This is a genomic window from Acidobacteriota bacterium (genome assembly GCA_016208495.1).
Taxonomy (GTDB): domain Bacteria; phylum Acidobacteriota; class Blastocatellia; order Chloracidobacteriales; family Chloracidobacteriaceae; genus JACQXX01.
Genome location: JACQXX010000117.1, coordinates 36,877 through 49,023, shown reverse-complemented (window position 1 = coordinate 49,023; position 12,147 = coordinate 36,877). Strand labels below are relative to the sequence as shown.

Annotated in this window: 10 protein-coding genes; 2 read left to right on the top strand and 8 right to left on the bottom strand. The window is 49.6% G+C overall.

Annotated features, from left to right (window positions below):
• Nucleotides 1-353: 353 nt before the first annotated feature.
• The 4 genes from HY774_24685 to HY774_24670 form a co-directional block, all read right to left on the bottom strand.
• Nucleotides 354-821 carry a DinB family protein gene (locus HY774_24685; protein ID MBI4751692.1) on the bottom strand — a complete coding sequence of 156 codons (468 nt, stop codon included), beginning with the start codon at nt 819-821 and terminating at the stop codon, nt 354-356.
• Nucleotides 822-914: 93 nt separating this feature from the next.
• Nucleotides 915-1,748 carry a helix-turn-helix transcriptional regulator gene (locus tag HY774_24680; GenBank protein ID MBI4751691.1) on the bottom strand — a complete coding sequence of 278 codons (834 nt, stop codon included), beginning with the start codon at nt 1,746-1,748 and terminating at the stop codon, nt 915-917.
• A gap of 696 nt (nt 1,749-2,444) precedes the next feature.
• Nucleotides 2,445-4,061: a M56 family metallopeptidase gene (locus HY774_24675; protein ID MBI4751690.1), complete on the bottom strand. Its 1,617-nt coding sequence runs from the start codon at nt 4,059-4,061 to the stop codon at nt 2,445-2,447.
• Nucleotides 4,045-4,440: a BlaI/MecI/CopY family transcriptional regulator gene (locus HY774_24670; GenBank protein MBI4751689.1), complete on the bottom strand. Its 396-nt coding sequence runs from the start codon at nt 4,438-4,440 to the stop codon at nt 4,045-4,047. Before HY774_24670 ends, HY774_24675 begins: the two co-directional genes overlap by 17 nt.
• 329 nt (nt 4,441-4,769) lie before the next feature.
• Between HY774_24670 and HY774_24665 the strand changes: the two genes are divergently transcribed.
• On the top strand, nt 4,770-5,363 hold the full coding sequence (locus HY774_24665) for a hypothetical protein (protein MBI4751688.1): 594 nt from the start codon (nt 4,770-4,772) through the stop codon (nt 5,361-5,363).
• A gap of 243 nt (nt 5,364-5,606) precedes the next feature.
• Here HY774_24665 and HY774_24660 read toward each other — a convergent pair whose 3' ends face one another.
• From HY774_24660 to HY774_24650, 3 genes are all read right to left on the bottom strand, one after another.
• Nucleotides 5,607-7,574 carry a DUF3857 and transglutaminase domain-containing protein gene (locus tag HY774_24660; GenBank protein ID MBI4751687.1) on the bottom strand — a complete coding sequence of 656 codons (1,968 nt, stop codon included), beginning with the start codon at nt 7,572-7,574 and terminating at the stop codon, nt 5,607-5,609.
• A gap of 35 nt (nt 7,575-7,609) precedes the next feature.
• Nucleotides 7,610-9,580, bottom strand: coding sequence for a DUF3857 and transglutaminase domain-containing protein (locus HY774_24655; protein ID MBI4751686.1), 1,971 nt, complete (start codon nt 9,578-9,580; stop codon nt 7,610-7,612).
• A 148-nt stretch (nt 9,581-9,728) separates the two neighbouring features.
• Complete coding sequence (locus HY774_24650; GenBank protein ID MBI4751685.1) at nt 9,729-10,541, bottom strand: hypothetical protein; 813 nt, start codon at nt 10,539-10,541, stop codon at nt 9,729-9,731.
• 566 nt (nt 10,542-11,107) lie between these two features.
• Between HY774_24650 and HY774_24645 the strand changes: the two genes are divergently transcribed.
• Nucleotides 11,108-11,413, top strand: coding sequence for a hypothetical protein (locus HY774_24645; GenBank protein ID MBI4751684.1), 306 nt, complete (start codon nt 11,108-11,110; stop codon nt 11,411-11,413).
• On the opposite strand, the gene HY774_24640 is transcribed toward HY774_24645, so the two are convergent.
• Nucleotides 11,392-12,129: a hypothetical protein gene (locus HY774_24640; protein MBI4751683.1), complete on the bottom strand. Its 738-nt coding sequence runs from the start codon at nt 12,127-12,129 to the stop codon at nt 11,392-11,394. The two genes, HY774_24645 and HY774_24640, sit on opposite strands and share 22 nt — an antisense overlap.
• Nucleotides 12,130-12,147: the final 18 nt, after the last annotated feature.

Sequence of the window (12,147 nt, the reverse complement as noted above, 5' to 3'; positions counted from 1 at the left end):
GGTTTTAGGCCCGCAGGGTCGTTGTGTAATAGCCGTGGTGCGAAGCCCACGGTCACGGCCAGGACGCGGCCCAATCCCGATAAAAGAATCGTTCAATGCCAACGGAAAGGACACAAGGATTCTTATCCTGGCGCTTATGGGATCCCGTCCTGGCCAGGTCCGTGGGCTTCGCACCACGGCTATTACACGACGACCCTTCGGGCCTAAAACCCTTATCCTGGTGCTTATGGGGGCAGAGGTCAGGGTTCTTTCAAGGGATGAGGGATGAGGGATGAAAAAAATCCCCTTGTCCCCTTGTCCCCTTGTCATCTTGTCACTTTGTCATCTTGTCACCTTGTCACTTTGTCATTCGGTCATCGACTCAGACTTTGGATTTCCTCCCAGTGGGCCTGGTCGTGCTCGACGATTTTTCCCAAAAGTTGCACCATCGTGACGTGACCCACGCCTTCAAATTCGCCATGCCGGTCAAACTGGTCTGGCGAAAGAGAGTTGAGCAACGCAATATTCGTTTCGCGGAGGGCGCAAAAGCGGTCCAGTGCCGGTTGGAGTTCCTGACGCTGGTAATCGCGTTCCCGTGCTAGCTTTCCACCATCTACATCGGGCAAAAAGGGACCATCTTCAGAGAGAATTCGCTGAATTCGCACGCCGTACGCTTCTTCTTCCAGGTCGCGCAGATGGCACAGGTGTTCGAGCAGTGAAAATTCATGTTCAGAAGGTTTGAGCTTCTCCTTGTCGGCGGGGAAATCAGAAACAAACTGGCGAAGGTGTTCGGGAAACTTCGCCAGCGAGCCAATAACGGGTTTTATGTAATCGGTCGTCATGAAAAAAATCTCCAGGGAAGAAGGTCAATGATTGAATCAACCTTCCGGGAATGTGCGATTTATATGGAAATTCAATGAAAAATTCTTGGAAATTTAGCTCATTTTTGGAGAGGATGAGCGTTTGCGGTTGGCTTGTCGGTATTTCAAAGGTGATTGGCCAACCGCCGTCCGAAACACATTTGAGAAATGGCTTTGATCAAAAAAACCGGCGGCCATTGCGATATCAGCCAGTGAACAATCCGTTTCGGCAAGCTGGCGTTTGGCAAAGTTCACCCGGACCCGGCGCACATATTCGCCGATGGAACAGTGGAACTGCTGTCGAAAGACTCGGGTCAAATGTGAGGGGTGAACGGCGGCAACGGCGGCAATTTCAGCCAGTGACAGGTCGCGGGAAAATTCGTCTTCGATCAATTCGACAACCGTCTTTAACCACAGAGGCTGGCCCGATTCAGGTAGATTGGGTTGGAGCCGGGTGGATTGGACCAGTACTTCCAAAATCAACCCTTCGAGGTACAAATCCGAGAGCGGTTGTGGCGAATGAAACTCGTCATAAATCCGCTGAAACGTCGGCACCAGAACCGGGTGTTGGACAACGCAGGCATCCTGAAACAAAGCTGAACGTTGCTCAAACTGTTCTAACCAGGGTTGTTTGACTTCGATGATGATTGAGGCGGCGCCGGTCCGCTGGTAATCGTTGCTGTGTTCGAACCCGGAAGGCCGAATCAGCAGACTGTGCTGGGGGCATTCGAGCAGTTTGGAGCCGACCCGCTCGGTGTAAAAACCACGGTAGAGAAACGCCATGCAGGCGTGTTCGTGGGCGTGGCACTCCAGCACCGTCATCGGTTTATGCAGCGCCTCAGTCACAACAAAACCGGGTAAGTCCGCTTTTTTTAAGGTTTTACCAAGATTGATCGGGCTGTAGTGCATGGTCGGAAAACCCAGGAAATTGAAAGTCAGAAGGCAAAAAGCCTACTTGAAATTTCAAATTTTCCCAAGCTCCATTTGCTGAGGGCAGACCAATCCGTTGAGAAAGAAGTTCAGAGTTCAAGCGTTCTTACAAAGATTTTGGGTTTGTATCTTTTTGAGGTTCTTAATGAGTCTCCGTTGCGGAAAGGTCGGGTTTCGCCCGGATGGGCGCCGGAAAATAGCCGGTGTGGAAGCCGGCTTTGAGGCGCACCCACCGGACCGCAAGTTGTGGAAGCGTTCGCGCCCGGCAGGGCGCTGGAACAAAGGTTCAAAAGTTTCGGAAAATTGAGGATTCCCGACCGACAAGATATTCCAGCGCCCATCCGGGCGCGGACCACTGTGGACCGAAGATCCGGTGGTGTGCCCAAAGCGGCAAACCACCGGCTATTTTCCATCGCCCTTCGGGCGGGAAATGTCAAATCCAGGCGATCTTTCCGCAACGGAGGTCATCAGTGTTTTGGCTTAATCGTCAGCCGCAATGCAAGCGAAAACTTGAACTCTGAACAAATATCAATAAATGATTCACGATTAGATTCTACGGGAAATGAATTTTTGAAATACAAAAAACCACCATGAATGTTGAATGATCTCAAATCATTTCAACATTTAGGTGGTGTGTCCACGCGTGGACAAAATGTCCTTACCAACATAAATGGATCAATCAATAACCATAGCCCCGCTGGTTGGCTTTTGGTTGTCTAATCGCATAATCAGTTTAATCGGTTCTTCATCTTTTTTGAGCTTGAAGCTGATGACTACGGCATCAGTGTCTGGCTGAACCGCAAAAATAATAGTTGGAGTGATGGGGCTCGGAATACTCGTCGTGTTGGTTGGGTCTGATCCTGTACGAATCATCCCATTCGACCCATCTGGATTAACCATAGCCAATCCGTTTTCCCCAATAACTGGTTTTCCATCCGGCCCAATTTCCATTTTTCCAGGTTCAACTTTGACCTCAACCCAGTTGCTGCCAAATTGAGCAGCCATGAGACAAATCACCTGAGCTTTGGTCTCATCTATTCGACGCAGTTCATAAGAAAAATAAAGATGTGGGTGAGTCGGTTTTTCTTTTATTTCTTCATACTTTTTTCCCAACCGATCCAATGCCTCAAGTCGAAAAAGATAGGACTGATGCGAGTCGTCTGAATCTACACGATACATCACTCCGGCGGGAGATCGTTGCCGGAGGATAACCGATTCACCTTGAGGTGATTGGGGAGATTGGGTTTCTGCCAGTGTTGGAATCAAAGCGGGAATGAGACCAAAGGCACCGATTCCAAAGCTTAAAACCAGCCCAAATGAAAGACGTTGAAACAAGGAGATGGTTGGTCTCGCGGGTTGGTCAACCGAATTGGTCAACGACATAATGCGTTCCTCCAAAGTATTTGCATGAAACATGCCAGGGGTAAGTGCATGGCGGTTCGACAGGGTGTCGGCGACCGTAAGCAGCGATTGGGCAAAGGTCAGTGGATCAATGAGCTGCCCGGTAACCATCTCATCACACGCGGCTTCCCGGTGCAAAAATAACCGTCTCCGAATAAGCCAAATGACGGGATGGAAAACACAAAAAGCAGTGCCAAGTTCCAGTACCAGATTGAACCCAAAGTCGTGCCGTCGAATGTGCGCCAGTTCGTGGGCGAAAACTGATTCAAGAAGTTCCGGAGTGGTTGATTCAAAGATCGTTTGGGGAATCACAACTGCCGGGCGAAAGATGCCAAAGGTAAATGGTTGGAGCGTTGCCGGATCTGACAACACCAGGGGAAGCGGGACGTTCATCTTTTCAGAACAATGGCTCAACCTGAGGCGGAGCGGCTCAGTCAGTTCAACTGGTTTCAATGTTTTCCGAAATCGCTGAACCTGATATACCCCCACCAGAATCCGACTCACCCACCACAGAAACAAGGCCGCGTAACCGCCTGCCAGTGCGAAAATGATCGGTTTCGGGAGTTCAAAAATTCGGGTTTGTTGAGTGGCGTTGACCTTTAAATCACCAGCCACCAATGCTGGGGGCACAGCTAACATTCGTTCCTTCACCACACCCGCGGCTGGTTTTATGAGTGGAACAAGAGTGGTTTGCGACACTGGAACCTGGACAACGGCCAGTGGGACAAGCACAGAAAGGACAACAATCCCTGCCCAGATCTGAAATCGGCTTTTGGGACGACTGGTGATGAGGATTCGTTCAAATGACCATCCAATCAGGGCCAGAATGGGCATGATCCAGCCACAATGAACAAGGTAGGATACAATCGTAAGGCTAATTTGACTGATCATCGGAGTTCCTCTTTCGATTCACCAGTTCGTTGAGGTGGGCCAGTTTTTCGGGAGACAGATGATCAGTTTCCACCAGGCTCATCACCAGATTTTCGGCGGAGCCTCCGAAAACACGGTTGACCAGATCATCCATCAATTGCCGGAGGGCACTTTGTTGATTGACCGTTGAATGATACTGGTAGGCTTTTTCCTTCAGTGACCGATCCGCTTTCCCTTTTTTCACCAGCAGGTTGAGCATGGTTTGAACCGTGTTGTAAGCCAGGTCTTTCCCGAGTCGTTCGCGGATTTCCTGGACTGTTGACGGGCCGCGATCCCAGAGAATTTGCATAATCTCCAGCTCAAGCGGAGTGAGGTGTGAACTTTCTTTTTTGCGGGCCATTGATAAGGTCTCCTAATTTTTTAGGAGATTAGCCCGCCAGTCTTTTTTTGTCAACCTAATTTTTTAGGAGGTGGTTGCGTGAAGAATCTCAAACATTTTCAGGTGATACCAGTTTTGCAATGAAGTCCGTGGATGAGAAAGCGGTCAAATAATTCAATCAACTGGAGTTAACAAACTATTAACGACTGACGACTGACGACCGACGGGTCCTATTTTCTTGGAACAGTCATTCTCTTGAACCCGTTGTGGCAACGTGACCAGCCAAAACTGAGTCAACGCCTTGTTCAGCCTGTCTCAATTCATTCAATCAACATCCTCGGAGAATACTTATGTTTGCCTTTCTTTCAGCCACAGTCCTGACTGTTTTCGGATTTCTCGGCGGTGAACCTGTTCAATCACCTCAGGTTCTTCCAGCGGTAACGCCTGGCATGGAATACAAATTACTTGCCACCAACAAAACCTCAACTATGCAAAAAGAACTCAATCAGGCGGCTGGCAGCGGGTTTCGGTATGATGGAGTGATGGGTGGGGAAACCTCGTTTGGCGGCTCTGAAACCGTGGTGATTATGTCGCGCAATCCCAAAGAAAATACGGGCGGCCAGTTTGAATACCGGTTGCTGGCCACCAATAAAACCTCGACGATGCAAAAAGAGCTTCAAGCGGCGGCAGATGAAGGCTATGAATATCGCGGCCAGACGGTGTTCAACACCACGTTTGGCGGAGAAGAAGTGGTCGTCATCCTGGAACGCGACAAAGAAGCCAAAACCAGACCCTTTGAATACAAACTCCTGGCCACTAAAAAGACTTCGACCATGCAGAAAGAATTGGAAGAAGCTGGGAAAAACGGATACACCTTTGTTGGAATTACCGTTGGAAACACAGCCTTTGGCGGCAGGGAAGTGGTGGTGATTTTGCGGCGGTGAGTTTGACCCGATGGGAAAAAATTGATCCAAAAGGTAAAGGGCACAAACAATTGTGCCCTTTTTTATTTTTGTGAAGCCAGTTTGTCTTCAGTCGTCGAGTGTTGGGATCTTGCATTGCCAGTTAAGTTGATCTGGTTCTATTTGAGTCATTTAGGAACAATTCTGTTCAAGAAATCCATGGATCCAACTATCCAGATTTTATCTACTGACTACTGACTACTGACTACTGACTACAAACTGATTTTACTTCGCAATCAGCACGACAGCGGATTGTTCAGCCGTTTTGACTTTGGTGAAAAACCCTTTCACTGCCTCATAGTCAGAGGCCGGAACGGTACTGGATTTGAGCAGTAATGACCGGGAATATCGAATTTCTGACCCTTTGACTTCACAGGTAGCGGAATAGCTGCCAAATGGTGCTTCAAGTTGAATTGGGTCAGGGATTTCATCCACGGCAAACCCCTCTGGGACCTGAAACGTCGCGATTTCACGAAAGCTTTCCGGTTCAATGACCACCGGGTGCAATCGGTGCTGATTGGTCAACCGGTATTTCTTGGTCAAGGTAAGCATGGCCGGTTTGAACATCAACAACTTTCCCTGAATCAGTTGGCCAAAGTTGGGTGCTGTAAATTCCACATTCAACTGAAATTTCCCGGCAGCCGGATCGTCATTTGGTTTCACGCTGGCCACACTGGCGCCTGAAAAGGTGCCGCTAATCCACGATTCAATCAATTTGGAATATTCGGCTGGAGGCTGGCTGCGAAATTCTCCGCGATACTCAACCGCCGCCTGACCGCTGGCGAGTTCAATCAAACTGGCCTGGGCGCCTCCGGTGTTTGACATTTTGACCTGGGTCGTCCGGTCAGTGCTATTGGCTTCGGGGGAGGTTTGCGGCATGCGAAGCAACGCCCCGGCTTCACCAGCCACCACCAGGGCCAGGCTTCCCTGTTCGTGATGCGGCAAGTCACCTATCGGGGTGAATTCGTCAGTTGGGTCGAAAATCAGAATTCGGCCCAGGCTCGGGTGCTGGATGACCGTTTCCAGTTTGGTTTCGTCCGAAACTTTGACCCCGACAATGCAGTGGTTGAACTGGTGCGGAGACGGCCATTCTTCACGGACATAGGTCGGGTCGCCGGCATAAATCACCACCGGGTACGCCGGGATGTTGACGGCTTTGAGCATGGCGCGCATGAGATTGGCTTTGTCTTTACAGTCGCCATAGGCTTTGGTGAGGACTTCCTGGGCGGCATGGGGACGGTATCCGCCGCCGCGACCAACCCCGATTTGAATTGAAATGTAGCGGATTTTCTGAGCAAAGCGGGCAATGGCAGCAATGCGTTCCTGCTCGGTTTTGGCACTGGCGGTGACTTCTTTGGCCTTGCTGGTGATGGCATCGGTGACGGCGGCCTGCGGGTCGCACAGTTCTGAAAGGTAGCGTGACACGTCTGACCAGCTTGCAAACGTCCGTAGGGAGCCGGAACTACTCCCCGCAGGTGGAAACACGCTGATTGCAACCCGCGGCGCCATATTGGTGACTTCGGGGCTGGCTGGTTCTGACGGAATCCCCGGCAATCCCGTCAATTCCCAGGTCGAAGTATTGCCCGAGATGCGCGGTTCCACCTTTGAATGGTTAAAGGTCACGCTTTCAGTTTTCCACCCGGTGGGTGTGGTGAGCGAACACCGTGAAACCAGAACCGGTAAGCGCTCCTGAAAATCCCAGATGAATTGTGAAAACACCGAGTTTTGTTCGGTAACTGATTCAAAACCGAACACACACCCGGCATCGGCATCGGTGCCGGGTGATATCATTTTCATTCGGGCTTCGTTGTAAATGTCGTTGTCCACCACGGCCAGCTCGACAATTTCCTTTTTGTCATACTTGACCACTTCGCCGCCCGGTTTGATCAGCCAGGCTCGAAGCTCGCGTACTTTTTCGCTGTCCGCATTAAACACTTCACGGGCCAGGGCATAGTCTCGGCCATCACGGGTGAGGAGCCGGATGGCACAGGTGTGGGTCTCGACCACTTTTCCCTGGTCATCAATCGTGATCCGGGATTCATCAATCAACACCACCGCCGGCGGTCCTTTCATCAGAAGTGGCGTTGGAATCGCGGCGGCCTGTCGAAGCCACGCCGGCGCATCATCCCCGGCCAAAACTGAAAGCGACCCCGCAAGCAATAAACCTACGCAAGCCAGCAAACGCATCATCATGTCGGCATATCTCCTTTTTTCTCAATTGCCGCAACCTATTGAGCTGAAGCGGCCTGGGCTTGTTTGAGCGTCAACGAGTAGTCGTCAAACTGATGGATTTTTTCAAAAATCACCTTCAACTGCGGGTAGGAATCCTTGGGAAACAGGATCATGCCATCATTTCCAAACGTGAGTTTTCGTCTCAGAAAGATTTTTGAGCCGTCTTGTGTTCTCGACAACTTGGCTTCGTATCCGCCGACCTGACCAAAGCTAATGCCACCCGGCGACTGAGCGCTTTCGAGTTCAAATCCAGCGGGGAGTTTGAGTTCGATGGTGTCATCTTCATGCCAGCCATAAGGGAAGTAAATTGAATGGGTTCGAGTGGTATTGGTAAACAAAACCGGTTCGCCATTTTGGAAAAACATTGGTTTGATGAACAGTCGTTTTCCAGTCCGTTGGGCATATCCGGGGATTTTTACGTGAAAGCTATACACCACCGGCTGATCGGTCATATCCAGGTGCTCGATTTTCAAATTGGTGCATTCCGCGGTTTGCATCCGCTTTTTAATATCGCTCAAAACTTCTTTCTCTTGATCGGCAGGTGATTCTTTGGCCAGCGACAGCTTTTCTCCCGAAGCCACATGCCCGGTCAGAACAATCCGAATATCCCCTTCTAGCGTGCCGTCTTCGGCCAGTTCGAGTTTGGCGTTTCTGATGTAACTGGAGCTGGTGGTCGGTGACGGGTTGGTCGTGACAAACCTTGAATCTTTTTCGTCCAGAACCAGGGCCTGGGTGCCTTCCCCTTGCCACCTTCGCATTCCCACTGGAACATAGCTGGTGCCAGGATCAAAAAACTGCCAGTTCGCACCCACCCGGACAGCAATCACGATTTGTTTCATAAAGAAAATGGTATGACTGATGTCAAAAAACTTCTGGCCTCGATCTGGCACCAGCGCTACTCGGGGGTCGAGTCCCGCTGCCACACACATCGCACCAAAGAGATAATTGATGTCCACCGCATCGCCATATCCATTTTTCAATGTATTGCCCGGCGATTTGTTTTCCTTGAGCTTGTCCTCATTGGGCAGGTCTTCAAAGGTTGTATTTTTGATTTTGGTCCGGCAGTACCAGAATAACTTCTCAATTTTTTGTTCCGGTGTCGTTATGCCAGCCACCAGTGAGCTGGCGAGCTGTTTGACTTCGTCGTTGGGCTTGATATACCCACGGGTTGAGTCATAGATTCGGCGGCTGATGTCTTTCCAGTATTTTTCTGGAGTGTAATCACCTAACTCCGTGTAGTAGAGCAACATCCAGTTTTCAACTTCATCATCTGGCGGCATCATCGGTTCTTCGACCACTGCCGGGCGGTTTTTCATTGAAATCCGCGTAAACCCAAAATTCCCTTTATCAAAGGTGGCTTCGGGGCCATTAAACACGATGGACCGCATCTTGTAGTTTGAATTGCGGTCGCTCCAGGGTTTGACCAGGTAGCTGACATTTTGAATCGGAATATCGAGTTGAAAGCGCAACGGAACGTTGTCGGCAAATCCACTGGGCCGACTTTCACTCCATTTGTACTCGATGATGGAGCCAACTTTGACACCAGGAAGGGTAAACGATTTGGCCTTCAGCCGGAGTTTGTTGAGTTTGACAATGGTCCGCTCAAAAATCCCATCCTTTTTCAGCTCCTGAATTGAGCCGTCAGGCTGGATCGTCCGCCCCGAAATGCTGTGGATTCTGACTTTATCGGGATAGGTGATATCAATCCTGGATTTTTTTTCGACGCCGCGTTCGGTAAAGACTTTAATCCGAATGTAGTGATCAAAGGCTGGTTCCGCTTCGGAGTCGTTGATGCGAACTTCCCAAAAGATCGCTTCGGCATCCGCATTGGGATCAACGATGGGAGCTTTGAGGGCCAGGTGAGATGATTCAATCGGCTTCCAATCCTCAGCGTTGACGATTGGAGTTCCCAGGAAAAGAACCACAAGGCAAATCATTACCCCGATGCTTATTCGAAGTGGTGACATATCTGTTCCTCTCTACCATTTTGTTTATGCGCTGTATGCGAGTGGCTGTAACTTATCTCTGTGAGTTGTAAGTCTTTCAAAAGGCTGAATGCAGAATTTTGAGCCCTATTACAATTTTTGAGTGTGTAACACTTCCCCGGTCCTTCGATTAGGTCTGAGCATACCGCCAGCTATGTTTCCGCTTCAGTTCCTGGACCTCGATTTCGGTCATTGGAATATACCGTCCACGCCGAAGACCTTCTTCTAAAACAGCAACGCTTCTCGTTTCAATCAACTGAGCATACTGGTGTCGGTTGTAAAGTGGTTTAAGCGATGAAAAGTCTAATTGAGCATTGACCCGTAATTCAAATTCCCGAAAGAGTTCAAAAGGAGAATCCGTGTGGATCAGTATACTGGTAGTTTTTAAGAGGTTGGCGGCAAAAATATCATAGGACCGGGCTTTATTATGTAACCCAAAGGCCCGGTTCTCTGAATCCAGGCACCATATGGTAAGAGAAACCCGATGGGGTTCAGAGGCTTCAACTGAATTGAGGAAGATGACATTGCTAAAAAAATTCCCGTTTTGATGGAGCAAATGACATGCGGCACAATCCAGAACATTCGGATCAATCGAAGGATTTTGTTCATACCCCAGGACTGAAAACCCTAGTCTTTCAAAACTCTCAACAAACGGAGCAATCATTTCTCGACCAGTCAGAGAAACCTCGGTGTGGTCACAAAAAAAACTATCTGCCCGAACTGGAAATGGCACCAATGATTCATAGACAGGTAAAGGTTTAATACCCAGCACATTCAATAACCAGGTGAGAAAACCATTGATTCCTGGCAGGTAATAGAGAATTTCAGACAGCGAAAACGTCCGCATGTCCACCTTGTAAAAATGTTTCGGAGATACTTGAGCCATAAACTCCACTTTCTGTGTAACGTGGGCGTTCAGTTGTTCTTCAGGATCGCTGGACACGAATCCTTCATTTCAAACACTGACACGTTTCCCACAAAAACCAGTTGAATCGTCTCCCTGAGAGAGGTTAGGTGGCTGTAACCTGCAAAGTTCTTCCAAGTTGTTGGATAAACCCACTATACTCAACTTTTGTGTTTTCGCCAAGCCACTATTTTGAGGACCTCCGTTGCGGAAAGGTCGCTTGGGCTTGATAGCTCCCGCCCGGATGGGCGGTGGAAAGTAGCCGGTGGTTTGCCGCTTTGGGCATACCACCGGATCATGGCCCATTCCGCTCGCGCCCGGCTGGGCGCTGGAAGCGTTCGTCAGTCAGGTTTCGGCGAAAGTTTCGGGGCCCTTCGGATTTTGATCCAGCGCCCAGCCGGGCGCGAACCATTCCGATCCGCATTCCGGTGGGTGCGCCTCAAAGCAGGCTGCCCACCGGCTACTTTCCACCGCCCATTCGGGCGAAAACCGACCTTTCCGCAACGGAGTTTGAGGACTGAAAAAAACCAGGGCTTGGGACTGAAGACATCGGGCTGAAGAAGTCGGGCTCAGGGTATTGAACCCGTCCCGAGGATTGAGACATCATGAAAATGTACATTTTGGTCAAGGAATCAATTCCGGTTGGTTATGCACTCGTGGCCGTAGCCCATGCCTCGCTGGCAGCGTATTTGAAATTTCAGGATTCGCTTGAAGTTTCCGAATGGCTCGCTGGTCCATTTTACAAAACCATCTGCAAGGTCACTGATACTGAATTTGAACAGGCCAAAGCCGTCCCCGATCACGTCATCATCACCGAATCAAAGCTTGACGGCGCCGAAGTGGCCATTGCCTTCAAACCTCGGGCTGAATGGCCCAAACCATTCAAATTCTATCGTTTGTATAAATCTTGAGCTGATTCAGAGACATTACTTTGGGGATATTGCATCAGCTTGACCAGTACAAATGAATAACCAAACCGTTGCGGCAGGATATTGACCGCCAGCACGGTCAAGATCAATCCCATGGTTATCAAATTGGCCTTCACGACCCGATCCAGCCGGATTGGGTTTACGGTTGGTGGGTCTGAACATGAAGAAATAACCCATTCTTCATAAAAAATTGATATAAATAGACTTATTGTGAGTGACCCAATCATGGCCACAACTTTGAACCCCCAATACCAGCCAATAGCTCCTCGCTCCAGGTTTCCATAAGCAGCAGCAAAAGTAATAACTGAAAGAATGTACAATCCAACCACAAACAAGGCGACAGTGGCCCGATTGAACCACCAGCGTTCCTGATAGCCATTTATTTCCAGAAGCCTTTGGGCCGGCACAGAGGTAATACCAAAAATAATAAGAAGCAGGAAGATAAAGCCAAGATCAGGGGTAGCAGTAAACGGAAACGACAGCCCAATCACCATTGAACTGGCGACATTCCCCGCCAGCATAAGCCAAAACGCCTGATGAGATTTCTCAAGCCAGGCAAAGGTGAGTGATTTCAAGAGGATGGCACTCAAGATTAACCCTGCGGATTGATAGAACCAGAGGGGACCGCCTAGAATCTGGGTCAATTCCGCCATCGGTGAGCAGGCCAGCGGAAGAAAATTTGATGGGAAAAGGTTCATATAACCTCCAGGTGTACT

What these genes read in the sequence shown, in the direction of transcription:
- HY774_24685 (MBI4751692.1), bottom strand. Translation starts at nt 821, where the DNA reads ATGACGACCGATTACATAAAACCCGTTATTGGCTCGCTGGCGAAGTTT.
- HY774_24680 (MBI4751691.1), bottom strand. Translation starts at nt 1,748, where the DNA reads ATGCACTACAGCCCGATCAATCTTGGTAAAACCTTAAAAAAAGCGGAC.
- HY774_24675 (MBI4751690.1), bottom strand. Translation starts at nt 4,061, where the DNA reads ATGATCAGTCAAATTAGCCTTACGATTGTATCCTACCTTGTTCATTGT.
- HY774_24670 (MBI4751689.1), bottom strand. Translation starts at nt 4,440, where the DNA reads ATGGCCCGCAAAAAAGAAAGTTCACACCTCACTCCGCTTGAGCTGGAG.
- HY774_24665 (MBI4751688.1), top strand. Translation starts at nt 4,770, where the DNA reads ATGTTTGCCTTTCTTTCAGCCACAGTCCTGACTGTTTTCGGATTTCTC.
- HY774_24660 (MBI4751687.1), bottom strand. Translation starts at nt 7,574, where the DNA reads ATGATGATGCGTTTGCTGGCTTGCGTAGGTTTATTGCTTGCGGGGTCG.
- HY774_24655 (MBI4751686.1), bottom strand. Translation starts at nt 9,580, where the DNA reads ATGTCACCACTTCGAATAAGCATCGGGGTAATGATTTGCCTTGTGGTT.
- HY774_24645 (MBI4751684.1), top strand. Translation starts at nt 11,108, where the DNA reads ATGAAAATGTACATTTTGGTCAAGGAATCAATTCCGGTTGGTTATGCA.
- HY774_24640 (MBI4751683.1), bottom strand. Translation starts at nt 12,129, where the DNA reads ATGAACCTTTTCCCATCAAATTTTCTTCCGCTGGCCTGCTCACCGATG.